Here is a 23,938-nt window from a genome sequence, read left to right on the forward strand (position 1 = left end):
CGCTTTTGGATCAGGGCAGGCATGCCTGCCCTGATCCAAAAGCAGCCGGCTTTTCTCACAAAGGCCGGACCAGTGTTGGGGTGAGGGTCATCGTGGTCCAGACTATCATAGTCTCTGGGCCACTCAGCGGGGGGCAGATCACCGGATCGGCCGTCCAGCAAGGGATCGTTACCCGGCAGGGCCGAGACCCGGTACGGGGCTCGGGGCGTCAGCCTAGAGCCCGATCCGGCACAGCCGCCCGAAGCGTCGCTCCCGTGGCCGCGATCACCTTTTGGCGGCACGGCAAAAGGCCGTAGCGTGAGCGTACGGACCCTTTACGGGTTGATCGGATAGGTCCGCGGGAGCGACCAAGGATTGCGCCTCAAAGAGCGGGGTGATCCCGTCGGCCGGCATGAGACGTCACGCCACCGACCCCGCTGCCCAGGAGACACGGCACGCCGGTTGCCCGTTTGTCGATGATGCCCAAGCGGCTAGAGCGCGGCCAATGACCCTTTCCTATCGACATGCACGCGCCGCCCTGTTGTTCGTTTGCTGCCTGTCGAGCGCGTCAGCGCTCCCCGCAGCCACCAGCAAGATCCGCTATGTGAACGATGGCGACACTTTTCGCCTGATGAGCGGCGAGCGGATCCGGATCGCCGATATCGATGCGCCCGAAAGCCGCGCCGGCCAGGCCAAATGCCCCGCCGAACTCGCGCGCGGGAAAGCGGCGACCCGGCAGGCGAAAGCCCTACTCGACGGCAAGACCGTCCGCTTCGAGCGGACTGGGCGCAGCTATAATCGCACTGTTGCGCGCCTCACCCTCGACGGCCGCGATCTCGCCGCGAGGCTGATCAGCATCGGTGCGGCGCGCCCCTGGCTGCGTCGCCAGCCAAAGCCCGACTGGTGCCGCGCGCGATAGGCGTCTCGATGCCGCCGTTCAAGTCCAAAAAAGAGGGAGAAATGGACCCGCCGGAACGGGGGAACCGGCGGGTCCGTATCAGGGGCCGCATGAGCGGGGGGAAACAAGCGGCCTCGTCTTTTAGAACCGATGGACGCCCAAGCGGTTCCTCGCCTCAGCGCGGGGCCAGGCGCGCCAGCGTCGCTGCATCGGCCTCGCCGCCAAACCAGCGATCAAGCGCGGCCGTGAACAGCCTCCCGCCCCCGGCTTCGACGAACAGGGTGAGGGACGAGCGGAGCTTCAGCGCATCGATGCCACCGAACACCGCCTCGGCACTGGTGCCGGTGAGGTCCTGCAGCGCCGCCACGCAATCGCGCAGCCGGGCACCCAGCACGGGGTGCGCAAGATAGGCGCGCGCCTCGTCGAGTGATGCGATCGCGTAGCGCCGCGCCATCTCGCTCGACCCGAGACCGGCGATCTGCGGAAAGATGAACCACATCCAGTGACTGCGCTTGGCGCCGCGGCGGATCTCGCCAAGGGCCGTGTTATAGATCTGCGCCTGTGCGGCGACGAATCGGTCAAGGTCGAAAGAGGCGGTCATGATGATGCCGTCATAGCCTGCGGGCAGGCGCGCGCCGCCCGGCCGCAAAATTTTTCTCAAAGATGAAATGCCCGCTCCCCCGCAACTTGGGCCCTCCTGTCAACAAGTCGGAACGGACCCGGTGCTTGACTCTCGATCGCAGCAGTATGAACAAAAAGAGAACATATCAAACCCCGAGTCTTTTGAATGCCATGCGTGAAGCCACCGTCCTTGATCAGCTGCGAGCGCATATTGCGCAGATCGAGGGCAAAGGCGTACGCCACGCAACCACGCCGTTCGGGATCGAGGCGATCGACGCGCGCCTGCCGGGCGGCGGTATTGCCGGCGGCGCGCTCCATGAGGTCGCGGGCAGCCCAGACCTTGCCGACGATGCAAGCGCGACGGTGTTCCTGGCCGGCATTCTCGCGCGGATGGAGGGGCCGGTGCTGTGGTGCCTGCGATGGCGCGACCTGTTTGCCCCCGCGCTCCACCTCGCGGGACTGCATCCTGACCGGGTGATCTATGTCGAGGCGGGCAGCGACACTAATGTGCTGCTCGCGATGGAGGAATGCCTGCGCCATGCCGGGATCGGCGGCGTCGTGGGCGAGATCGGCAAATACAGCACCACCGCCTCCAAGCGGCTGCAGCTCGCAGCCGAAGCGTCGGGCGTGCCGGCCTTCATCTTCCGGCGCGCGTCGAAAGTCGCGCAAGCGGCCGAGGGCACGGCGGCGATCACGCGCTGGCGGGTGACCGCGAGCCCGAGCGAGGATCTCGGCATCCCGAGCCTTGGCCGTCCGCGATGGCAGCTGGCGCTGGAGCGCGTACGCGGCGGTAATCCGCACGCATGGATTGTGGAGGGCTGCGATGCGACGGGTCGTATCGGTCTACCTGCCGCACTGGTCGACCGACCGGCTGCGGCGGGCGACAGCCAAATCGCCGCCTGAAGGGCGTTGCAGCACCACGCCCGACGGACCGCTCGTCACCGCAATTCCTGACCATGGCCGCCGGATCGTCGCGGCGGTGGATGCTGCCGCACGCGCGCTCGGCGTTATGCCCGGCATGACCGTCACCAAGGCGCGGATGCTTGCGCCCGAACTGGAGGTCATCGACGCGCTGCCCGACGCTGACATGGACGGCCTGCGGCGCCTCGCCCTGTGGGCCGGGCAGCGCTATTCGCCGATCGTGGCGCCCGACGCCCCGGACGGGCTGTGGATCGACATCACCGGCTGCGCCTCGCTCTTCGGCAGCGAAACCGCCCTGCTCAAGGATCTGCATCGCCGCATCGCGGCCTTCGGCGTCGCGGTGCATATCGCGGTCGCCGACACGGCGGGCTGCGCGCACGCGGTCGCACGGCATGTCCGCGACGGCAGGCCCGTCGTCATCGAACCGGGGCAGCATCGCAGGGCGATGGAGCTGCTCCCGATCCCGGCGCTGCGGCTCGAAGCCGAAATCGTCGAGGGGCTGCGCAAGCTTGGCTTCGAGCGGGTCGAACAACTGCTCGGCGCACCCCGCGCGCCGCTCGCCAAGCGGTTTGGCCGCAGCCTGCATCGCCGTCTCGACCAGGCCATCGGACAGGTCGCCGAACCCATAGAGCCGATCTTTCCGGAACAGATGCCGCTTGCGCAGCGCGGTTTCATGGAGCCGATCGCGACGCCCGAGGCTTTCGCCCAGGTGATCGGCGATCTCGTCGCCGACATTGTCGAACAGCTTGCCCGCGCAGGACGCGGAGGCAGGCGTCTCGATTGCTATTTCCACCGTGTCGATGGCCATTGTCAGGTCATCCGCATCGGGACGGCCACGCCGAGCCGGGATGCGGGGCATCTCGCCAAATTGCTCTGCGCGAAGATCGAAACGGTTGAACCGGGTCTTGGCATCGAGGCGATGACGCTGCTGGTCTCGCTGATGGAGGCGGCCGCGCCGCGACAGGGCGAAAGCCTCGAACAGCTGGGCCGGCGCGGGCCCGATCTGGCTGCGCTGGTCGATACGCTCGCCAACCGCTTCGGCTCCAGAAACCTGCACCGGATGGCGCCTTGCCCGAGCGGCATGCCCGAACGCTCCGCGACCGGCGCGCCGGCGTTGGGTGAGGCGCGCGGCATGGGATGGGACGATGATCTGCCCCGCCCGGCGCGTATGCTGGCCAAACCAGAACCGATCGAGGTGATCGCGCTGTTGCCCGACGATGCACCGCGCATGTTCATCTGGCGCGGCAAGCGATACCGGGTGACGCAGGGCGACGGTCCGGAGCGGCTGCATGGCGAATGGTGGCGCGATGGCGGCATCGAGGGGCGACAGCCGCTCAGCGTGCGCGATTATTATCAGGTTGAGACGGTGAGTGGCGGCCGCTATTGGCTGTTCCGCGCCGGCGACGGCGAGAGCGCCGCGACCGGCCCGATGCGCTGGTTCATCCACGGCGCCTTCGCATGAGCGCGGGCAAACCGGGCTATGTCGAACTGCAGGTGACAACGCATTTCAGTTTCCTGCGCGGGGCATCGAGCCCCGAGGATCTGTTCGCGACGGCAGCGGCGATGGAGATGCCCGCGCTTGGCGTCGTCGACCGCCATTCGGTCGCCGGGATCGTGCGCGCATGGGACGCGGAGCGGCAGACCGGCGTCCGCGCGATCGTCGGCTGCCGGCTCGATCTCACCGATGGCACCGCCCTCCTCGTCTATCCCACCGACAAGGCGGCCTATGGACGCCTGTGCCGACTGCTCAGCATCGGCAAGACGCGCGCGGGCAAGGGGGCCTGCCATCTCGACTGGTCGGATGTGGCCGACTGGAACGAGGGACTGCTGGCGATGCTCGTCCCCGACAGGGCCGATGCCACGACGCAGGCCGCGCTGGCGCGCACGAAGCGGCTGTTTGGCGAGCGCACCTATATGGCGCTGTCGGTCCGGCGGCGGCCAAAGGACGCAATCCGGCTGCGCGACCTGTCGCGGATCGCCGCCGCCGCAGGCGTGCCGACGATCGCGACCAACGACGTCCTCTATCATGTGCCCGAACGCCGCCAGCTGCAGGATGTCGTCACCTGCATCCGCGAGAAATGCACGATCGACACGCTGGGCCGCACGCGCGAGCGGTTCGCCGACCGTTATCTCAAGACCGGCGCGGAGATGACGCGGCTGTTCCGGCGCTATCTCAAGGATAGCAGCCCGGTCGCGCGCAGCGTGGAATTCGCTAGGCGCTGCGCATTCAGTCTCGACGAGCTCAAATATCAATATCCCGACGAGATCCAGGTGCCCGGCCGCACCCCGCAGGAAGAACTGGAACGGCTGACCTGGGAGAAGGCGCCGATGCGCTATCCGCAAGGCGTCGACGACAAGGTGCGCCGGCAGCTCGAACATGAGCTCCAGCTCATCGGGCAACTCGATTACGCCCCCTATTTCCTGACCGTCCATGCGATCGTGGCCGAGGCCCGGCGGCGCGAGATCCTGTGCCAGGGGCGCGGGTCAGCGGCGAACAGCGCGGTCTGTTATGTCCTCGGCATCACCTCGATCGATCCGGTGCGCTCGGAATTGCTGTTCGAACGCTTCGTGTCGGCCGAGCGGCGCGAGCCGCCCGATATCGACGTCGATTTCGAACATGAGCGGCGCGAGGAGGTGATCCAGTGGATCTACGAGACCTATGGCCGAACGCGATCGGCGCTCACCGCCGTCGTGACCCGCTTCCGGGCGCGCGGCGCGGTGCGCGAAGTCGGCAAGGCGCTCGGCCTGTCGGAGGATGTGACGGCGGGTCTGGCCGGGGCGATCTGGGGCTATAGCCGCGAGGGGGTGGAGGAGAAGCACGCGCAGGAGCTCAACCTCGATTTGAGCGACACCCGCCTCGCGCTGACGCTCGACCTCGCCCGCCAACTGATCGACACCCCGCGTCATCTGTCCCAGCATCCCGGTGGCTTCGTGCTGACCCGTGACCGGCTCGACGAACTGGTGCCGATCGAACCGGCGGCGATGGACGATCGCCAGGTGATAGAATGGGATAAAGACGATATCGATCTTCTCGGCTTCATGAAGGTCGATGTGCTTGCGCTCGGCATGTTGAGCTGCATGCGCCGCGCGTTCGAGTTTCTCGAGAACGACAAGGGGCTGCGGCACGACCTCGCGACCATCCCGGCCGAGGATCCCGCGACCTATGCGATGATCCGCAGGGCCGACACATTGGGCGTCTTCCAGATCGAGTCCCGCGCGCAGATGGCCTCGATCCCGCTGATGGCGCCCAAAACCTTCTACGATCTCGTCATCCAGGTCGCGATCGTGCGGCCCGGCCCGATCCAGGGCGACATGGTCCATCCCTATCGCCGCCGTCGCAACGGCGAGGAGGAGGTGACCTATCCGACCGAGGAATTGCGCCGCGTGCTGGAAAAGACGCTCGGCGTGCCGCTCTTTCAGGAACAGGCCATGCGCGTGGCGATCGAATGCGCGGGCTTTACGGCCAGCGAGGCGGACCTGCTGCGCCGTGCGATGGCGACGTTCAAATTGACAGGCGGCGTCAGCGATTTCCGCGACAAGCTCATCAGCGGCATGGTCAGCCGGGGCTATGATCAGGAGTTCGCCGAGAAAACTTTTAAGCAAATTGAAGGCTTCGGCTCCTATGGCTTTCCCGAAAGCCATGCCGCCAGCTTCGCGCTGATCGCCTATGCCTCGTCCTGGATGAAATGCCATCATCCCGACGCCTTTTGCGCAAGCCTCCTCAACGCGCAGCCCATGGGCTTTTACGCCCCGGCGCAGATCGTGCGCGACGCGCGCGAGCATGGCGTCGAAATCCGCCCGATCGACGTCAACGCCAGTCGCTGGGATTGCACGCTTGAGGAGGGCCGCGGTCGCTACAAAGCGGTGCGGCTCGGCCTGCGCATGGCGCGCGATCTGGCCAATGCGGATGCAGCAGCGATTGTCACCGCGCGGGGCGACAGGCCCTTCACCAGCATCGAGGAGATCCAGCAGCGTGCCGGCGTCGGGCGCGGCGCGCTGGACCGGATCGGCGACGCTGACGGGTTCGGATCGCTCGGCGCCGACCGGCGATCGGGCCTCTGGGCGGTGAAGGGTCTCGGGAACGCGGCGCTGCCGCTGTTCGCAGCGGCGGACGAACGGGCGGGCAAGCTGCGCGAGGAAGCGATCGAGCCCACCGTCATCCTGGCCGAAATGGGTGAAGGTGCGGAGGTGGTGGAGGATTATCGCGCCTCGGGTCTTTCACTGCGCGCGCACCCGGTCGCGTTCCTGCGCGAGGAGCTCAAGGCGCGGCGGATGATCACTTGCGAGCAGTTGCGCACCACGCGCGACGGCCGCTGGATCGAACTGGCCGGGCTGGTGTTGGTCCGCCAGAAGCCCGGCAGCGCCAAGGGCGTGATGTTCATCACCCTCGAGGATGAGACCGATCTCGCCAACCTCGTCGTATGGACCAATGTCTTCGAGAAGAACCGTCGCACTGTCCTGGGCGCGTCGATGATGGGGGTGCGCGGCCAGGTTCAGCGCGAAGGCGAGGTGATCCATGTCATCGCGCAGCGGCTCGATGACCTGTCGGGCATGCTGGCGAGCGTCGGACGCCGCGCCGACGTCGCCGATATCTACCGGGTGAGCCGTGCGGACATCGCTAGGAACCCGACGGCGCCCGACCCGCGCGATCGCCAGCAGCGGCCGCTCGGGCGAGACGCCCGCGACATCTATATTCCCGATCTACGGCTCGGATCGGGGATCATCCCGGGCCAGCCAACCGAGGGCATCAAGATCAAGCCGCGAGATTTTCGATAATGGCCGGTCGCCGACCGTCAGGTTAAGAGCCGGGTTTCGAGGATAACTACCGCTCACGCGGGGTCGGCTCTCGGCGAAAGCTGCTGCTTCAGCATTCCAACGGAACCGCGGCTTCGTCGACGCGGCATTTACCTTCGGTGGCAGCCAGAAGGCGGCGCTGGAGGTATGGGGATCCGATGCTGACCTGTTCGCCCGCTGGATCGCCGAAAAGGTCACCGATCCCAAGCTGATGGAGGCACCCGCTCGCAAAGCCCGCAGTTTTTATCAAGGTAAGCCGGGGCAGCGAGGGCGATCATTTCGAGGCTGCTGAGCCGAAGCGCCCGCCAGATAGCGGTCGCAAAACGATCAGAAGAGGCGCGAAAGCCGAAGAGGAAGATTCCCCGGCCCAACCGCGCCAAGCTCGATGCTTCCGAGCAGGCGATCGATCAGGCCGAAGCCGATCTTAAGGGCAGGCTGGCGGACATTGACGCAAGGCGACGTGCCCTCGATGCCGAGCGCTGCGACCTCAACAGACACAGCTAGTATGTACAAACTCGAGACGGCGAGGAATCGCGCGAATAAGGGATATCAGAGCCGATTGGAGAAATCAGCGGCCAGCTAAGCCACTCGGCGACTTCACGGGGCCAATCTCGATCAGGGCACTGCGCCTTGCCTTGCCTAGCCTCAATCGGTAGGGCGAGCATTGGGGGCACTGAAGCATGCTGGACGATCCCCAGCAATCTGACGCCATCGGAGTATCCATGCACCACGACGATCTTCCAGAGGAGCTGCGGGACTACTTCGACAGTTCGCCGGTTGCCCTATCCCTCGGAAAGGCGTCAGGTGACCACGCCCTGCTGCTGACCAACAGGCGCTTCCGCGATCTGACGGGCTACGCAACCAGCGAGATCGTCGGCCGCAACTGCCGCTTCCTCCAGGGTGAGAGCCGGAATGAAGATGCGCGCGAGAAGATCCATTCGTTTCTGGCGGAGGACCGGATCGCCAATGTCCGCACCCCCATCGTCAACTTTCGCAAGGACGGCAGTCCGTTCGTCAACCTCCTCTACATGTCGAAGCTGCGGACGCAGTCAGGCGAGGTGCGCTACATCTTCGCATCGCAGTTCGACGTCAGCCGCACACAGGCGGACTTGCTAGAGGAATATGATGCCGACCTGGGCCGGGCGTTGAACCACATCAGCCCGGTGCTGGCTGAGAGCGGCCTCGTGGTCGAGGGATCGCTGATGACCATCGCGAATTCGGCCGCCACCATCGCCCAGGCCAAACTGACCCTGAACGAGCTAGACCGCGGCTCATTCCTTTGAGCAGCGAGAACGTTCCGTCACCGCGCTTGCCAGTCGTCGGCATCGGTGCCTCGGCCGGTGGGCTGGAGGCGCTGCGCGAGATGCTGTCGACAGCCCGGGGGCCGACCGGGATGGCCTTCGTCATAGTCCAGCATCTCGACCCGACCCACGAGAGCATGATGGCGCAGCTGCTCGACCGGCACACAACCCTGGAAGTGCTGCAATCCGAAGGGGGCGAGAAGATCGCTGCCGACAAAGTCTACATCATCCCGCCGGGTCACGGCCTCGCCATCTGCGACGGCGTGCTGGAACTGACCGAGTTCGCCCAGCCACGCGGCCTGCGCCGTCCCATCGACGACTTTTTCATCTCGCTCGCCACCGACCAGCAGGGGGATGCGGCGTGCGTCATCCTGTCGGGCACCGGCGCTGACGGGACCACGGGTCTGCGCGCAATCAAGGAGAATGGTGGCGTTTGCCTGGTCCAGCAGCCTGAAAGCGCGCGATATGACGGCATGCCGCTGTCGGCGGTAGGCACGGGACTCGTCGACTATGTGAAATCGCCGGGCGACATGGTCGACTGCCTCATCGCCTTCTTCAACCATCGTGCCATCGATGCGGCAGAGCGGGAGGCGGCACTCGTCGCCGACCATGTCGACGAGATGTGCAAGACCTTACGCGCCGCCGTTGGTCATGACTTCTCCGGCTACAAGCGCACGACTCTGATCCGCAGGGTCGAGCGGCGCATGCATGTGCTCGGCATCGGCTCGGGAAGCACCTATCTCGCGCGCATCAAGTCCGACGCGGAGGAGTGCGAGGCGCTGTTCCGTGACCTCCTCATCAACGTGACCCGATTCTTCCGTGATGCCGAGCTGTTCGAGCGACTGCGCACGCAAGTGGTGGAGCCGCTGATGCTGGAGAGCGATGGCGAGGAGATACGCATCTGGGTGCCCGGCTGCTCGTCCGGCGAGGAAGCATATAGCATCGCCATCCTGTTCGCCGAGGCGGCGCGCAAGCTGGGTGTGACTCCTGCCACGGTGCAGATCTTCGCCACGGATATCGACGAGAGCATGCTCCAGATCGCGCGGGAGGGCGTCTATCCCGCCTCGGCTCTCGGCGACATGCCGATCGCCCTACGCGAACATTATGCGATCCCGCATGCGGAGCGGTTCACGATCGCGTCTCAGATCCGGGACATGATCCGCTTCTCCAACCACAGCATCGTCAAGGATCCGCCGTTCTCGCGGATCGATCTGGTGTCCTGCCGCAACCTCCTCATCTACTTCGACGACCGGCTGCAGCAGTCGGTGATGCCGCTTCTGCATTATGCGATCCGACCGGGTGGCTATCTCTTTCTCGGCCCGTCGGAGAGCGTCGGCCGGTTCGAGCATCTCTTCCCGACCCTCGACCAGTACGGGCGTCTTTTTAAGCGCGCGCCAGGCCCGCCCAGCTATCCCATAGACCTGCCTGGCAGCGCCTATCCACGCGGCACTCGCCCGGACGGCCGGACCGAGAGGGGGAGCGGCCGCACCCTGTCGGACGAAGGCGCTGCGGTGCGCCGGATCGTGGACCGCTATGCTCCTGCCAGTCTGGTCCTGGACCAGGATGGCGGAATTATCGCCGCCTATGGACGGTTGGGACGATACTTCGACTTCCCGGTCACACGCACCGGCGGATCGAGCGCGATCAGCCTCGCCAGGGCGGGCCTGCGCACCGTGCTTGGCCCACTGCTGCGAGAGGGACGCGACACCCGCAAGCGGGTCGTCGTGCGAGACGTTCAGGTCGAGACGGAATATGGCAACCAGCAGATCGACGTCGTGTGCGATCCCCTGCCTGACGGCATGTTGCTCTTTGTCTTCCGCGACACCGCTCCCTTCCGGCCTGTGCTGGAGGATGATATGGCTGAGATGGACGCAGGCGATGACCATCTCGACGCGCTGGAGGACGAGCTTCGGGTCACACGCCATCGACTGCGCTCGACCGTAGAGGAACTGGAAACGGCGAACGAGGAGCTGAAAAGCTCCAACGAAGAAATGATGTCGATGAACGAGGAGCTCCAATCCACGAACGAGGAGTTGTCCACCGTCAACGACGAACTCAAGTCCAAGGTCGATCAGCTGACCGTCGCCAATTCCGACCTGCGCAATTTCTTCGAGTCCACCGAACTGGCAGTGGTCGTGCTGGATTCCGACCTGCGCATCCGCAGCTTCACCGAGGCGGCGACATCGCTCTTTCCCTTGCAGCCCGGCGACCGCGGGCGGCCGCTGGAGGACGTTTCGACGCGTCTTGTGGAAGCGGACTATATGGATGATGCCCGCGCTGTCGCAGCGGGACATGCGGCGATCCAGCGGCGTGTCACCACACGGGATGGTGAGCGCTGTCTGTCGCTGCGGACTCTTCCCTATCGCCTGCAGAACGGCGCTACGGACGGCGCTACCTTGGTGCTGACGGACATCACGGAAGCTCTTTCGATGGAGCGGGATCTAGCGGCGCAGCGCGAGCGGCTGGACATGGCGATACGGGCAGGCGGCATAGCCGTATGGGAATATGACGTCGAGACGCGGGAAGCCGTCGCTGACGCCCATGGCCGCGAAATCCTCGGAATTGCGCTCGAGACAGCTTCCACCGATGTCGAAACGCGGCTCGGCCGCATGCATCCCGATGATCGACCCGGCTTCGAGGCCGCGCTCGCAAAGGTCATTGCGGATGGTGGCGATTTCGAAGCGAGCTACCGGGTCGTTCTGAGAGAGGAGACGCGTCGCATAAAGAGTTTCGGTCGATTGGTCGTCGGCGAAGGATCGCCTCGACTGGTAGGGGTCTCGATCGACGTGACGCCGGAATATACGCTTGCCGAGACGCGCGAGCTCATGCTGCGCGAGATGAACCATCGGGTGAAGAACCTATTCGCCATCGTCGCCGGCATGATCTCGGCTGGCTCGCGCTCCCATCAGGACGTGCGCGCCTTTGCGGCAGACATGCGGGAACGGATCGCCGCGTTGGGCAATGCCCATTCACTCGCCTCGCCAACGGGCGAAGTGCAGGCCATCGATCTGGCCGATCTGATCGAAGCGACTCTGGCACCCTATCGCGCCCACGCTGACATAGCTGTCGATGGACCGCATGTTCGCATTGTGCGGTCCTGCCTCTCGCCTCTTGCGCTGATGCTGCACGAATGGGCCACGAATGCGGTGAAGTATGGAGCCTTGAGCCCAGATGGCGGCGTCCTTCGGATCGGTTGGGCGCTAGAAAATGATATCTTGCGACTGCGATGGGCAGAGACCTTTTCTCACGAAGCCTCCCTTTCAGAGGGAACGGGGTTCGGAACGGTCCTGGTGAAGACTTCCGCGAAGCAGCTTGGTGCCGAGCTCACGCGCGGGATGAAAGACGGAACTTTCACGATCGAGCTCTGTTTGCCTTCGGCAAGACTGCTGGATGGATGATGCGAATGGCCGGGACGGTATTGTTGGTTGAAGACGAACTGTTCGTGGCGCTCGACCTGCAGGACACCATTGAGAATGCGGGCTTCTCGGTCGACGGGCCATATATCTCCGTCGCGTCTGCCATGTCTGCCCTAGGTAGCGTGCTGCCGGATTGTGCCATCCTCGATGTGCGACTGGCAGATGGCGAGGTCTATCCCGTGGCAGAGGCACTAGCCGCGGCAGGCATTCCATTCATCTTTCATTCAGGACACGCCGACGCATCAATGCTCGTCGAGCGGTTCCCCAGCGCGGTTGTCTGCGGCAAACCATGTTCACCTGCCCAGCTTCGGGACACATTGAAGAGAGTTACCGAAGGTGATTGGGATATGGCTAGCGCTGCGGTCCTCTGACGACTGATTGGGAAAGTTTCAAAATCCTGATGCGCGCTGCCAGCCAGCTGTATGTGAAAGATCTCAGGTTCTTTCTGACCTTTGGCTCACCCAGTATTGTGGCGGACGATGTCGATGTTCCGGCATGCGTCAAGAGCGATGTGAGATTGCGTGCCGACCGCGAACCGCTGGGTCATTGATTTGACGTTTCGATGCCACTGCGTAACGCCGCACTTTTCGAGCGGCCGTTTGAATACGTTCTTGGACGCGTAAAGCCTTAACGAGATACTATCAGACGCAACCAAAGCCGTTCGATTGGGACAAGCTGACGTTGGTTGCTCACAGGCGCAGACGTTCGACATGCCGACTGGGAAGGCCAGAAATGTCCCAGACCACGTCATAGGCTGGATGTCCGCTGTCTGGCGCGTTGAAGCCTCGGCTTGATGGCGAGAATTCCCTCTCACCTAAGCCCGAGGCCGACGGAAGTCGGATAGGGCGCCGGGCCGGACCTGTCGATGTGCTGGTCCTCACATAAAAAGGCCCGGTGGCATCTGCCACCGGGCCGATCCGGCTTCAGAAGGGGATCTCTTCGTCATCCGGCATGTCTTTGCCCGAACGATCCGCCGGCTTGGCCCGGGTGAGGAAGGTCACCTCGTCGGCGATGATCTCGGTGCCATAGCGCTTGATGTCGTCCTGATCGGTCCAGCTGGTGTAGTGGATGCGGCCGCGGACCATCACCTTCATGCCCTTGTCGACATATTCTTCAACGGTCTTGCCGACGCCGTTGAAGCAGGTGATCCGGTGCCATTCGGTGTCTTCGACGCGGTAGCCGTCGCGATCCTTGATGACCTTGCCGTCGCTGTCGCGCTTGGGCCGCGAAGTCGCGAAGCTGAAATGGGTGATCTTGGCGCCGCCCTGCGTGGTGCGGGCTTCAGGGGTGGCGCCGACGTTGCCGGCGAGGATGACGATGTTCTGCATGTCGAGGTTTCCTTTTCTGTCGGCCGAGGCATGATCCCTTCGACTGATCCCCAAAAAAGGCGGCCAGGACAGCGTCTCCACCGAAGCGCGCCAGCGCGCAGGGAAACCCCGAAACGAGGGGTGGTGCGGGCAGCCGTGGAACGCGGCAACTCAGCCCGAAGGTTCGCGGGTTGGAGACGCTGGACGGCCGACTTAGGGGGCAGGTGAATAAGAAGGGAGCATTCCTCACTGCCGGCACGATCTGTCGGAAACCATGCCGGACGTCGTCTATCCCCGCCCCGTCAGCCCCACGGTCCCTACCGGGGGTGGTACAGCTCTCTCCCTCTGCCCCACCCTTCGGCACCAAACGCTAGCGAAACGGCAGTCAGAGCGCTGCCGAATTCCGAGAGATGGCATGATGGCCTGCACTGCTGCCTGGCGTTGGTGTTGGCTTTGCGGATCGACAAGCACGAAGGACATGAGCGACCTGTTTTGGCTAACGGATGAGCAGATGGAGCGGCTGCGGCCGTTCTTTCTGAAGAGCCACGGCAAATCTCGAGTGGATGACCGGCGGGTGCTGAGCGGCATCGTATTCGTCAACCGCAACGGGCTGCGCTGGCGCGACGCTCCTGGCGTGTACGGCCCGCACAACCGCTGGAAGCGCTGGGGTGAGGCACGCGTGTTCACGCGCATCATAGAAGGTGCGGCTGCGGTGGGCGCCAAACCCAAAACGGTGATGATCGACGCGACCTACCTGAAGGCGCACCGCACGGCATCGAGCCTACGGGTAAAAAGGGGGATCTCGACCGCCTGATCGGACGCACGAAAGGCGGCATGAACACCAAGCTCCATGCCGTCGCCGACGCGAACGGTCGCCCTTGAGCTTCTTCATGACCGCCGGTCAGGTCAGCGACTACACCGGTGCGGCCGCGCTGCTGGACGACCTGCCAAAAGCGCAGTGGCTGCTCGGCGACCGCGGCTACGATGCCGACTGGTTCAGGGACGCTCTTCAGGCCAAGGGCATCGAGCCTTGCATCCCAAGCCGCAGGTCGCGCAACGAGCCCGTCCGATACGATAAGCGCCGCTATCGGCGCCGCAGCCGCATCGAGATCATGTTCGGCCGCCTCAAAGACTGGCGCCGCGTCGCCACCCGCTACGATCGCTGCCCTACGGTCTTCTTCTCCGCCATCGCCCACGCTGCCACCGTCATCTTCTGGCTGTGATCAACGCGTCCTGACCCTAAGGAATGTTTGTGAAATTCAACCGGCGTCGCCCGGCCGAATGAAGTCCATCACGTTGGCGACGTCATGGCTGTTGCTGCCGTCTTGTCCTTGAAGTCGGTGATGACTTCGCCGATCAGCGCCCGTAGCCAGCGGTGGGCGGGATCGTGGCGGTAACGGACGTGCCAGGCCATCTCGACGGGAAAGCTGCCGAGGTCGACCGGGGCGGGCAGGACCTTCAGCCGGGGGTCGTGCATCAACTGTCGGCAGATGAGCGTGGGCAGGGTGGCGCAATAGTCGGTCACCGCTACCATCTCGGCTGCCGCGAAGAAGTTGGTCACGGAGATCGCGACGTCTCGCTTCAGCTGTTGCTGCGCCAGCGCCTGAAACAAACCGGCGCGCATCCGTCCGGGCGGCACGATGTTGACATGCTTCATCGTCTCGAACTGCTCGCGCGTCATGACATCGCCGACGCCCGGATGGTCAGTACGGACGGCGCAGGCGAGCCCTTCGTCCATCAGGTGCTGGACGACGAGGTTATCGGGCGGATCGACGATGCGGCCCAGCACGAGCGCCGTCGTGCCCGACACGACGCCTGTTTCCACAAGATCGTTCCCGTAGGGCGTCAGACGAAGCTTTATGCCGGGGGCGACCTTCTCCAGGCGCGCCACGATAGCGGGGACGAGGACGAACTCGACATAGCCGTTCGGCGCGATCGTGAAGAGCCGTTCGGCCTTTACGGGGTCGAAGGCCTGCTGACCGAGGACCGCATTGTCGAGCTGCGCAAGTGCCTCGGCGATCAGCGGTGAGAGTTCAAGCGCGATCGGGGTCGGCTGGATGCCGTAGCGCTCGCGGACGAACAGTTGGTCCTGAAGCATCAGTCGTAGACGCGATAGGGCATTAGACAGGGCGGGCTGCGTCATGCCCATGCGCTCGGCAGCCCGCGTGACGCTGCGCTCCTCCATCAACGCGACGAAGATCGGCAGCAGGTTCAGATCGTAGCGCATGCAGTCATCCTGTCAGACGTATATCTGACATTAGAAATATAAACTTCTAGAATATATCAACGAGGCCCATTTCCCATCCATCGGCGACGGGCGCCGCGAACATGGAGGTTGAGATGAGCAAGGGTCAGGTTCTCGTTCTTGGATCGAATGCGACACGGCTCGGTCTGCGTAGCGGCAGTACCGCAACGGTCGGTCAGTATCTCAACGAGACGGCAGTCCCCGCGCTGGCACTGCTCGACGCCGGCTATGATATTGTTCTCGCTACGCCCAACGGGACCAAGCCGCACATCGACGCCGGCTCCGACACGAAGGACCACTTCGGCGGTGATGAGGCGGCATACCAGCGCGCCAAGGACTTCTTCGCCAGCCACCCGGCCATGAACGACGTCCGCACGCTGAAATCGGTCGTCGACGAGGGTCTGGACGGCTTCGTTGGCGTGTTCGTGCCGGGAGGTCACGCGCCCATTGTCGATCTGATGCAGGACCGCGATGCGGGCACGATCCTCCGTCACTTCCACGCGACGGCCAAGCCGACCGCGCTCCTCTGCCACGGACCGGTGGTCGTTGTCTCCGCGCTCGACGATGCTCCGGCCTTCCGCAAGGCGCTGGAGGAAGGCGATGACGCCGGGGCGGCCGACCTGGCGCGAGACTGGATCTACGCGGGTTACCGCATGACAGTCTTTTCGGCGAGCGAGGAAAAGATCGCCGAGGAGCAAGTGCTGAAGGGCGAACTCTACTTCGACATGGAAAAGGCGCTGCGGTCGGCCGGTGGCGACGTCTCTGTCACCGACAAGAACTTCGCTTCGAATGTCGTCGTGGACCGAGAGCTGATCACGGGTCAGAATCCGGCGTCGGACCAAGCCATGGCCGACGCTTTGATCGAAGCCCTCGATCGCGCCGCTGCGTGAGTACCAGGATGACGGGCGGGGCGCTCAGGATGCGCCCCGCTTCGCATAGAACCATTATGAGGAACGGTACCATGACCTCCAACGTGAAGATCGTCGCCGTCTTAACCGCCCGTGCGGATACCGTCGACCGCCTGCGCGCTCTGCTCGACGCCATGCTAAAGCCGAGCCGTGCCGAGCCGGGCAATTTGCGCTACGATCTCTGGCAGGACCAGAGCGATCCGAACCGCTTCGTCCTCGACGAGCTGTACGCGGACGCGGATGCGGTTACCGCCCACCGCGCGACGCCCCACTTCCAAAACTACCTCTCTCAGATCGGCGATCTGGCTGAGCGCGGCGCGTTCGTCCTCAACCCCGTCTCCGCGACCTAGGGGTGCTGCCATGGGCAACCTTAAAGAATGGGTGGGGTCGGCGCTGCTGGCACAACCGTTCTACATAGAGGAGCTGCGGATGATCGGCCTGTTGGCACCTGCGCTTCGCCTGGGCCTTATGGGCCTCGTTCATCCACGCGGCTACCGCTGGCGCGGGGCCGCGACCCAGCGAAAAATCAACATTTGAAGTGAAGGAAACACAATCATGACCAAAGGTATCGAAGGCAAGGTTGTTCTCATCACCGGCGGCAGCACCGGCATCGGCGCGGAAACCGCGCGGCTTCTCGCCGAACGCGGTGCGAAGGTCGCCATCGCCGCACGGCGCAAGGACAAGCTCGACGAGGTCGTCGCGCAGATCGCCGAGAACGGCGGAACGGCACGCGCCTATGCGCTCGACGTCACCGACAAGTCGGCGGTCCAGTCCGTCGTCGCCGCGATCGTCGCCGACTTCGGCCGTCTCGACGTACTGATCAACAACGCCGGTCTGATGCCGATCCGTCCGATGGCCGAGGTCAACACCGACGAGTGGGACCAGATGATCGACGTCAATCTGAAGGGCACGCTCTACGGCATCGCTGCGGCCCTTCCCGGCTTTCTCGAGCAGGGCAGCGGTCACATCATCAACTTGAGCTCGGTTGCGGGCATCAAGGTCTTCGCTCCGGGCGGCACGGTCTATTCCGGCACCAAGTTCGCCGTCAGCGCGATCAGCGAGGGCTTGCGCCACGAGGTGGGGGAAAAGGTCCGGGTCACGTCAATCGAGCCTGGAGCTGTCGAAAGCGATTTGAAGTTCACGACCTCTGGCGCGGCTGCCAAGACGGTGCTGGACTTCTACAAACAGGCCATCCCGGCGGCATCGGTGGCGCGTGCTATCGCGTTCGCTGTCGAACAACCTGATGACGTCGACGTCAACGCGATCGTCATCCGGCCGACCGCACAGCAATTCTGATTTCGACCAGGAGGCGGGGCCGCCTGTGCTCCGCCTCATGGGGAACGACCGGCCCGCTCGTCCGTTACTTTGCCGAATAACATCTGCCCGTTTCACTTGGGGAGTCATTTATGCCCAAACTTGCCCTGTATGTACCACTGAAGGCCAAGCCCGGAAAAGAGCGTGATGTCGCCAATTTCCTGACCTCGGCATTGCCGCTCGTTCAAGCTGAGGCGGGCACTCTGACCTGGTATGCGATCGAGGAAGGTCCCGGTGCGTACGCGATCTTCGATACGTTCGACACAGAGGAGGATCGGCAGGCCCATCTCGACGGCAAGGTTGCCGCCGCATTGATGGACAAGGCAGACGAACTGTTTTCCGAACCGCCGCAGATTCACAAGTTCACCTTGCTGGCCGCGAAATAGCGGAAGCAGTCGGCACCCTAGCGCGTCGCTCTCATCGCCCGCGTGGGGGAAACACGGGCGCGGCGGCGTGCGTCGAGCGGTTTTCCCCGGACTGGCCACGGAGACACGCCATGCACTCCATCCAGACGCTCGACGCGCGGACGATCATCGATGCGGGGATCGCGGAGGCCGAACGGATTGGCAACCCGACGAACATCGCGGTGGTGGACGCGAGCGGCTGCCTCCTGGCGTTCGCGCGGATGGACGATGCGTGGCGCGGCAGCGTCGACATCGCGATCGGCAAGGCGTGGACGGCGCGCGCGTTCGACGTCGAGACCAAGGCGCTGGCGAAGCTCGCCCAGCCGGGCGCCGACCTCTACGGCATCCATGCCTACAACTGCGGCAAGGTGATGATCTTCGCCTGTGGCATGCCGATCAAGGAGGGCGAGACGGTGATCGGCGCGGTGGGCGTGTCGGGCGGCACCGGCAAGCAGGACGAGAGCATGGCCGAGGCAGCGGCGCAGGCGTTCGCGCGCGGCTGAGCCTTGGAGCGCGGCGCCGGCTCAGTCGGCGGCGGCGCTCGGGCGCCGGGCGTGCCTCCCGCGCGGCGCGGGTCGCCTCCATTTAGCGCGTTATTCGGCTGTTCTGGCCCAGTTATTCAGAAAACCGCAATAAATCGATCCCGGGACGGCCATACGGGTAGGAACCTCTCAGATGGCAGAAGGTTCAGGAAACTGAGATCACTTGGAAGGGTGCGATGTCGTCCGCCGTTGCGATGGACCGGATCACCAAGCTGTCGATTTGATAACGCGTTGAGAAGAGCTGCGAAAGGAAAAGATCCGTGAAAGCTGTCGTGTACAACGGGCCCAAAGATGTTTCTGTCAGCACCATCGATGATCCCAAGATCGAAAAGCAGACCGATGTTATCATCCGGCTGACCACGACCAATATCTGCGGGTCGGACCTTCACATGTATGAGGGCCGTACCAGCTTCGAGAAGGGCAGGGTCTTCGGTCACGAAAACCTTGGCGAGGTCATCGAAGTCGGCTCTGCGGTAGATCGTATCAAGAAGGGCGATCGCGTGTGCATGCCGTTCAATGTCGGTTGCGGTTTCTGCGAAAATTGCGAACGCGGTTTGACGGGTTTCTGCCTCACCACCAACCCTGGAACCGCCGGCGCAGCGTATGGCTTTGCCGAGATGGGTCCGTGGCAAGGTGGTCAGGCCGAGTTGATGCGCGTTCCTTATGCGGACTTCAATTGTCTGAAACTGCCTGAGGACGCTGAGGAGAAGGAGGATGACTATGTCATGCTCTCCGACATCTTCCCCACCGGTTGGCATGGCGTCGAACTGTCGGGTTTCCTGCCTGGCGAAAGCATCGCGATCTACGGCGCCGGTCCGGTCGGTTTGATGGCCGCGCACTCAGCCGAGATCCGCGGTGCCTCTCAGATCTTCGTGGTCGATTCTCACGATGACCGCCTGAAACTGGCCAAGGCGATGGGCGCTATTCCGATCGACATGCGCAAGGGCGATCCCGCCCAGCAGATCCTTGACGCGACCAGCGGCCTCGGGACCGACCGCGGGGTCGAGGCGGTCGGGTATCAGTGTTGCGATCGCCACGGCAAGGAGCGCAGCAACTACACGATGAACTGCCTCGTCAAAAGCACGAAGGCCACCGGCGGAATCGGCGTCGTCGGCGTGTTCATTCCGGAAGACCCGAACGCGCCCGACGATCTCCAGAAGGAAGGCAAGATGGCGTTCGACTTCGGCAACTTCTGGTTCAAGGGCCAGAAGATCGGCACCGGCCAGTGCAATGTAAAGCACTACAACCGGCGACTGATGAAGCTTATCGAGCAAGGCCGGGCCAATCCTGCCCAAATCATCTCGCACCGACTGCCGCTTGATCAGGCACCAGACGCCTACAAGCATTTTGACGAGCGCGACGCTGGCTGGACGAAGGTCGTGCTCAAGCCGGGCACCTGACCTTAGTCTTCGACGGAATAGGAAATAAATTATGACTTTGGAAGGCAAATCCATTGCCATTCTGATCGCACCCCGTGGGACGGAAGAACCAGAATTCTCGAAGCCCAAGCAAGCTGTCGAGGACGCTGGTGGCAAAGTGACCGTGGTCAGTTTTGAACCGGGCAAGGCTCGCACAGTCAATGGCGATCTTGACGAGGGCGCCAGCTATACTATCGACAAGACGTTTTCCGAGGTGAAAGCCGACGATTTTGACGGACTTGTTGTGCCCGGAGGGACTGTCGGTGCCGACAAGCTGCGCGGCAGCGTCGAGGCAATTGCTTTCATCCGGGCTTTCTTCGATCAGAAAAAACCTGTTGCGGCTATATGCCATGCACCTTGGACATTGATCGAGGCGGGCGTGCTTCAGGGTCGCACCTTGACGTCCTACCCGACGCTGAAGGTCGATATCGAGAACGCCGGCGGTGCATGGACCAATGAGGAAGTCGTGGTCGACAACGGCCTTGTTACCAGCCGCGATCCCAATGATTTGCCCGCCTTCTGCGCCAAACTCGTTGAGGAAATCGCAGAAGGTGTCGGCGCAGCGCCCGCAGCAGGGAATTAAGGCGGGGCGTTTCGACGAACCATGTGAGGGCCCTCTCCCTGGAGAAGGTCCGCACAAAGCAAGCGTGGCGGATGGCCAGCGATTGGCCGTCCGCCACGCCGCGTATCACACGAACACGGCGCACCTGACGGGCACCCAAACCCTAAGCCGCGTCAACCGCGGTGACACATCGCCGGCTCCCACTTCCAGATTCGACCCAACCCAACGTGTGATTGAGATGCACCTGATCGAACGTGCGTTCGGCCAGATTTACGACCTACAGCGCCGCCTTGAGATAGCGGGCGGTGAGACTGCCTTCCGCTTCCGCAACGACGCCAGGGACGCCGCTGGCAACGATACGGCCCCCATCTTCCCCGGCCCCCGGTCCCAGGTCGATGATCCAGTCCGCCTGTGTGATGGCGCGCATGTCATGTTCGACGACTACGACGGTATTGCCGGCTTCTACGAGGCCCCGCAGGTGTCGCATCAGCCGGTCGCCATCGGAGGGGTGAAGTCCCGAAGTTGGCTCGTCGAGGATGTAGATCGTGTTGCCGCGTTGAGCGCGTTGCAGTTCAGTCGCCAGCTTGATGCGCTGCGCCTCCCCGCCAGACAGCTCGGTCGCCGGCTGACCGAGCCTCAGATAACCAAGACCGATCTCCCGCAACACGTCGAGGGAGCGCATCACAGATGCCTCGCCAGCGAAGAAATCGCACGCATCGTCGACCGTCAGTTCGAGCACCTGGGCGATATTGCGCCCGTTCCATTCGACTTCGAGCGTTTGCGGGTTGTAGCGAGAGCCATGACAGGTCGAGCACGGGGCAAAAACGCTCGGCAGGAACAGCAGCTCCACCATGACGTATCCCTCGCCCTCGCACACAGGGCAGCGGCCTTGCGCGACGTTGAACGAGAACCTTCCCGGGCTGTAGTGCCGCCGGCGGGCGAGCGGCGTATCAGCGAAGATCCGTCGCACATGGTCGAACATGCCGCTGTAGGTGGATAGGTTCGAGCGCGGCGTGCGGCCGATCGGCTTCTGATCGACCCGCACCAGCCTGCGAACATGCTCCATGCCTGCGACAATGCGTCCTTCAGTGTCGTTCTGCGCAACATCGAGCAGCGGATCGATATCCTCCTCCTCGGCCACGGGGGAGCCGCCGAGGTGTTCCGTGACGAGCTCGGGCAGCGCCTGACTGACAAGACTGGATTTGCCCGATCCCGAAACGCCGGTGACAGCGGTGAAGCAGCCGATGGGAAACTCGACGTCGAGACCATGGAGATTGTTCCGCCTGATCCCTTCCAGGCGTAGCCATGCCTTGGCATCGCGCGGTGTGTGCTCACTGCGGAGCGGCTCTGCGAACAGGTAGCGGCGGGTGATCGAAGTCTCGACGTTGGCAAGCCCCTCTATCGGCCCGCTGTAGAGGACTTCACCGCCCTTTTCCCCGGCTCCTGGCCCGACATCGACGAGCCATTCCGCGCGGCGGATCACGTCGAGATCATGTTCGACGACGAACAGGGAGTTGCCCGCAGCCTTGAGACGCTCGAGGATGGTGAGCAAGGCTTCGCCATCTGCCGGGTGCAACCCTGCCGAAGGTTCGTCAAGCACATAGACCACGCCGAAAAGCTGTGACGACAATTGCGTGGCAAGCCGCAAGCGCTGCAGCTCTCCGGAGGAAAGCGTCGGCGTGCTGCGGTCGAGCGAAATGTAGCCAAGGCCAAGATCGATCAGCGGCTCTAGCCGCTCGATCAATTCGCTGGCAAGGCGTTGGGCGGCGATCCGCTTCTCGTCGGAGAGATTGGGCGTGCGGCGTACGTCGGGCGCGCTCTTGTGCGCCGAACCTCCTGCCGCGACCCGCCGTTCGACCGCCGCATCGCGGGCCGCCTTGCCGAGGACATGGCTCTTCGGGACCGCCGCGGCGCCCCCATATTCGCCATGCGCGACTGGCGTGAGCAAGTCCCGGAGTTTCAACACCGTCAGATCGCCGAACTCGGCGATGTCGAGGCCCGCGAACTTTACGGACAGGGCTTCGCGCTTCAGGCGCTTGCCGTCGCAGGTCGGGCAATCGCGTCCGATGATGTATTGCGAGACGCGCTTCTTCATCAGCGCGCTTTTCGTGTTGGCGAAGGTTTCCAGCACATAGCGGCGCGCGCCGGTGAAGGTGCCCTGATAGCTCGGTTCCATGCGGCGCTTCAGCGCCACGCGGGTCTGTTCGGGCGTCAGGCCCGCATAGACCGGCACCGTCGGCGCCTCGTCGGTAAAGAGAATCCAGTCGCGATCCTTCTTCGGCAGATCGCGCCACGGCGTGTCGACGTTATAGCCGAGCGACACGAGGATATCGCGCAGATTCTGGCCATGCCATGCCGCCGGCCAAGCGGCGACTGCGCGTTCCCGGATCGTCAGCGTGTCGTCGGGCACCATCGTTTCTTCGGTCGCGTCATAGACGCGCCCGATGCCGTGACAGGTCGGGCAGGCGCCGGCGACCGTGTTGGGGGAGAAATCCTCCGCATAGAGCATGGGCTGATGGCGCGGATATTCGCCGACGCGCGAATAAAGCATTCGCACCAGGCTAGAGAGCGTCGTCACGCTGCCGACCGAGGATCGCGCGTTGGCCGAGCCGCGCTGCTGCTGCAAGGCGACCGCAGGCGGCAAACCGTCGATCGCGTCGACCTCCGGCACGCCGGCCTGGTCGATCAGGCGACGGGCATAAGGCGCAACCGATTCCAGATAACGCCGCTGGGCTTCGGCATAAAGGGTGCCGAACGCGAGCGATGACTTGCCCGAGCCCGATATGCCGGTGAACACCACGAAGGCGTTGCGCGGCACATCGACGTCAACATTTTTGAGGTTATTCTGGCGTGCGCCGCGAATCTGCACGCAAGCGGGCGGCCCCGTATGCCCATGATCGGTGGCCGGCGTCGTCGCGTGAATATCCTTGCTCTTCAATTCAGTCTTCTGCCTTATACGCCCGTGCGGTCAGTGGTTCATCACAGTCGGGTAACAGATGAATGCATTTCCGACTCAATACATCCAACGGCCAGGCTGGCCCGATGTTCGGCACCTTTGAAATATTTTTCCAGCATTAGACAAAGATTACGACAAAACCATTTTTCCCGTTGGGTCTCGCGACGAGGCCACAGACACTCCGCTGGTAAGCGCCTGGGACAGGCGGCCCTGGTCCGTGCCGCTATCGGCATGTAACGACCGCACTTCGGCGCTTGTTACCGCATCGCGACGCTTTGCCCATTTGCCAGAGCGCGGTTCATCATGGCCCGGGTCGGGCCATGATGACGGCCGAGTTGTCGATCCCAGCGCC

General features: G+C 63.7%; 20 protein-coding genes and 1 pseudogene. 17 read left to right on the plus strand and 4 right to left on the minus strand.

The features are described 5' to 3' along the window. Nucleotides 1-484: 484 nt before the first annotated feature. Complete coding sequence (locus tag AC13EK_RS10090) at nt 485-898, plus strand: thermonuclease family protein (protein ID WP_483022185.1); 414 nt, start codon at nt 485-487, stop codon at nt 896-898. A gap of 154 nt (nt 899-1,052) precedes the next feature. Here the strand turns inward: AC13EK_RS10090 and AC13EK_RS10095 are convergent, their stop codons facing one another. Beyond that, the gene (locus tag AC13EK_RS10095) at nt 1,053-1,478 is read right to left on the minus strand and encodes a DUF1810 domain-containing protein (protein ID WP_037522562.1); all 426 of its coding nucleotides are present in this window, start codon (nt 1,476-1,478) and stop codon (nt 1,053-1,055) included. 191 nt (nt 1,479-1,669) lie between these two features. Between AC13EK_RS10095 and AC13EK_RS10100 the strand changes: the two genes are divergently transcribed. The 7 genes from AC13EK_RS10100 to AC13EK_RS10130 all read left to right on the plus strand — a co-directional run bounded on the left by AC13EK_RS10100 (nt 1,670) and on the right by AC13EK_RS10130 (nt 12,480). Next, nucleotides 1,670-2,401, plus strand: coding sequence for an ImuA family protein (locus AC13EK_RS10100; protein WP_037522547.1), 732 nt, complete (start codon nt 1,670-1,672; stop codon nt 2,399-2,401). Next, nucleotides 2,322-3,881 carry a DUF6504 family protein gene (locus tag AC13EK_RS10105; RefSeq protein ID WP_483022186.1) on the plus strand — a complete coding sequence of 520 codons (1,560 nt, stop codon included), beginning with the start codon at nt 2,322-2,324 and terminating at the stop codon, nt 3,879-3,881. Before AC13EK_RS10100 ends, AC13EK_RS10105 begins: the two co-directional genes overlap by 80 nt. Continuing rightward, a complete protein-coding gene (locus tag AC13EK_RS10110) occupies nt 3,878-7,195 on the plus strand; it encodes an error-prone DNA polymerase (RefSeq protein WP_037522550.1) in 3,318 nt (1,105 codons plus the stop codon). Before AC13EK_RS10105 ends, AC13EK_RS10110 begins: the two co-directional genes overlap by 4 nt. Before the next feature lie 698 nt (nt 7,196-7,893). Beyond that, nucleotides 7,894-8,496: a PAS domain-containing protein gene (locus tag AC13EK_RS10115; protein ID WP_278393588.1), complete on the plus strand. Its 603-nt coding sequence runs from the start codon at nt 7,894-7,896 to the stop codon at nt 8,494-8,496. 26 nt (nt 8,497-8,522) lie between these two features. Further along, nucleotides 8,523-11,912: a chemotaxis protein CheB gene (locus AC13EK_RS10120; RefSeq protein ID WP_483022187.1), complete on the plus strand. Its 3,390-nt coding sequence runs from the start codon at nt 8,523-8,525 to the stop codon at nt 11,910-11,912. A 5-nt stretch (nt 11,913-11,917) separates the two neighbouring features. Then, complete coding sequence (locus tag AC13EK_RS10125; RefSeq protein WP_051035858.1) at nt 11,918-12,301, plus strand: response regulator; 384 nt, start codon at nt 11,918-11,920, stop codon at nt 12,299-12,301. A 29-nt stretch (nt 12,302-12,330) separates the two neighbouring features. Then, a complete protein-coding gene (locus AC13EK_RS10130; RefSeq protein WP_017503593.1) occupies nt 12,331-12,480 on the plus strand; it encodes a hypothetical protein in 150 nt (49 codons plus the stop codon). A 373-nt stretch (nt 12,481-12,853) separates the two neighbouring features. Here AC13EK_RS10130 and AC13EK_RS10135 read toward each other — a convergent pair whose 3' ends face one another. After that, nucleotides 12,854-13,258, minus strand: coding sequence for a single-stranded DNA-binding protein (locus AC13EK_RS10135; protein ID WP_278393585.1), 405 nt, complete (start codon nt 13,256-13,258; stop codon nt 12,854-12,856). Nucleotides 13,259-13,715: 457 nt separating this feature from the next. Between AC13EK_RS10135 and AC13EK_RS10140 the strand changes: the two are divergent. Continuing rightward, nucleotides 13,716-14,460: pseudogene (locus tag AC13EK_RS10140) on the plus strand (IS5 family transposase). 68 nt (nt 14,461-14,528) lie between these two features. Here the strand turns inward: AC13EK_RS10140 and AC13EK_RS10145 are convergent. Continuing rightward, nucleotides 14,529-15,464, minus strand: a complete 936-nt coding sequence (locus tag AC13EK_RS10145; protein ID WP_063975933.1) for a LysR family transcriptional regulator — start codon at nt 15,462-15,464, stop codon at nt 14,529-14,531. A gap of 113 nt (nt 15,465-15,577) precedes the next feature. On the opposite strand from AC13EK_RS10145, the gene AC13EK_RS10150 reads away from it, so the two are divergent. From AC13EK_RS10150 to AC13EK_RS10185, 8 genes are all read left to right on the plus strand, one after another. Continuing rightward, nucleotides 15,578-16,372, plus strand: coding sequence for a type 1 glutamine amidotransferase domain-containing protein (locus AC13EK_RS10150; protein WP_026109583.1), 795 nt, complete (start codon nt 15,578-15,580; stop codon nt 16,370-16,372). A 71-nt stretch (nt 16,373-16,443) separates the two neighbouring features. Continuing rightward, nucleotides 16,444-16,740, plus strand: a complete 297-nt coding sequence (locus AC13EK_RS10155; protein WP_026109582.1) for a putative quinol monooxygenase — start codon at nt 16,444-16,446, stop codon at nt 16,738-16,740. A 10-nt stretch (nt 16,741-16,750) separates the two neighbouring features. After that, nucleotides 16,751-16,927, plus strand: coding sequence for a hypothetical protein (locus tag AC13EK_RS10160; protein ID WP_017503036.1), 177 nt, complete (start codon nt 16,751-16,753; stop codon nt 16,925-16,927). An 18-nt stretch (nt 16,928-16,945) separates the two neighbouring features. Then, the gene (locus AC13EK_RS10165; protein WP_017503035.1) at nt 16,946-17,686 is read left to right on the plus strand and encodes an SDR family oxidoreductase; all 741 of its coding nucleotides are present in this window, start codon (nt 16,946-16,948) and stop codon (nt 17,684-17,686) included. A gap of 110 nt (nt 17,687-17,796) precedes the next feature. Beyond that, on the plus strand, nt 17,797-18,090 hold the full coding sequence (locus tag AC13EK_RS10170; protein ID WP_017503034.1) for a putative quinol monooxygenase: 294 nt from the start codon (nt 17,797-17,799) through the stop codon (nt 18,088-18,090). Between the two features lie 110 nt (nt 18,091-18,200). Beyond that, the gene (locus tag AC13EK_RS10175) at nt 18,201-18,611 is read left to right on the plus strand and encodes a GlcG/HbpS family heme-binding protein (RefSeq protein WP_125999637.1); all 411 of its coding nucleotides are present in this window, start codon (nt 18,201-18,203) and stop codon (nt 18,609-18,611) included. A gap of 299 nt (nt 18,612-18,910) precedes the next feature. Further along, the gene (locus tag AC13EK_RS10180; protein WP_026109581.1) at nt 18,911-20,050 is read left to right on the plus strand and encodes a glutathione-independent formaldehyde dehydrogenase; all 1,140 of its coding nucleotides are present in this window, start codon (nt 18,911-18,913) and stop codon (nt 20,048-20,050) included. Between the two features lie 31 nt (nt 20,051-20,081). Beyond that, nucleotides 20,082-20,651 (plus strand): type 1 glutamine amidotransferase domain-containing protein, encoded by a 570-nt coding sequence (locus tag AC13EK_RS10185; RefSeq protein ID WP_483022188.1) that lies wholly within the window; start codon nt 20,082-20,084, stop codon nt 20,649-20,651. A 256-nt stretch (nt 20,652-20,907) separates the two neighbouring features. Here the strand turns inward: AC13EK_RS10185 and AC13EK_RS10190 are convergent, their stop codons facing one another. Continuing rightward, a complete protein-coding gene (locus AC13EK_RS10190; RefSeq protein ID WP_017503029.1) occupies nt 20,908-23,568 on the minus strand; it encodes an excinuclease ABC subunit UvrA in 2,661 nt (886 codons plus the stop codon). Between the last annotated feature and the right edge of the window lie 370 nt (nt 23,569-23,938).

Source organism: Sphingobium sp. L-44 (assembly GCF_056859495.1).

Excerpts from the sequence above, each read along its gene's own strand:
- AC13EK_RS10090 (WP_483022185.1), top strand. The coding sequence starts at position 485 with ATGACCCTTTCCTATCGACATGCACGCGCCGCCCTGTTGTTCGTTTGC.
- AC13EK_RS10095 (WP_037522562.1), bottom strand. The coding sequence starts at position 1,478 with ATGACCGCCTCTTTCGACCTTGACCGATTCGTCGCCGCACAGGCGCAG.
- AC13EK_RS10100 (WP_037522547.1), top strand. The coding sequence starts at position 1,670 with ATGCGTGAAGCCACCGTCCTTGATCAGCTGCGAGCGCATATTGCGCAG.
- AC13EK_RS10105 (WP_483022186.1), top strand. The coding sequence starts at position 2,322 with ATGCGACGGGTCGTATCGGTCTACCTGCCGCACTGGTCGACCGACCGG.
- AC13EK_RS10110 (WP_037522550.1), top strand. The coding sequence starts at position 3,878 with ATGAGCGCGGGCAAACCGGGCTATGTCGAACTGCAGGTGACAACGCAT.
- AC13EK_RS10115 (WP_278393588.1), top strand. The coding sequence starts at position 7,894 with ATGCTGGACGATCCCCAGCAATCTGACGCCATCGGAGTATCCATGCAC.
- AC13EK_RS10125 (WP_051035858.1), top strand. The coding sequence starts at position 11,918 with ATGGCCGGGACGGTATTGTTGGTTGAAGACGAACTGTTCGTGGCGCTC.
- AC13EK_RS10130 (WP_017503593.1), top strand. The coding sequence starts at position 12,331 with ATGCGCGCTGCCAGCCAGCTGTATGTGAAAGATCTCAGGTTCTTTCTG.
- AC13EK_RS10135 (WP_278393585.1), bottom strand. The coding sequence starts at position 13,258 with ATGCAGAACATCGTCATCCTCGCCGGCAACGTCGGCGCCACCCCTGAA.
- AC13EK_RS10145 (WP_063975933.1), bottom strand. The coding sequence starts at position 15,464 with ATGCGCTACGATCTGAACCTGCTGCCGATCTTCGTCGCGTTGATGGAG.
- AC13EK_RS10150 (WP_026109583.1), top strand. The coding sequence starts at position 15,578 with ATGAGCAAGGGTCAGGTTCTCGTTCTTGGATCGAATGCGACACGGCTC.
- AC13EK_RS10155 (WP_026109582.1), top strand. The coding sequence starts at position 16,444 with ATGACCTCCAACGTGAAGATCGTCGCCGTCTTAACCGCCCGTGCGGAT.
- AC13EK_RS10160 (WP_017503036.1), top strand. The coding sequence starts at position 16,751 with ATGGGCAACCTTAAAGAATGGGTGGGGTCGGCGCTGCTGGCACAACCG.
- AC13EK_RS10165 (WP_017503035.1), top strand. The coding sequence starts at position 16,946 with ATGACCAAAGGTATCGAAGGCAAGGTTGTTCTCATCACCGGCGGCAGC.
- AC13EK_RS10170 (WP_017503034.1), top strand. The coding sequence starts at position 17,797 with ATGCCCAAACTTGCCCTGTATGTACCACTGAAGGCCAAGCCCGGAAAA.
- AC13EK_RS10175 (WP_125999637.1), top strand. The coding sequence starts at position 18,201 with ATGCACTCCATCCAGACGCTCGACGCGCGGACGATCATCGATGCGGGG.
- AC13EK_RS10185 (WP_483022188.1), top strand. The coding sequence starts at position 20,082 with ATGACTTTGGAAGGCAAATCCATTGCCATTCTGATCGCACCCCGTGGG.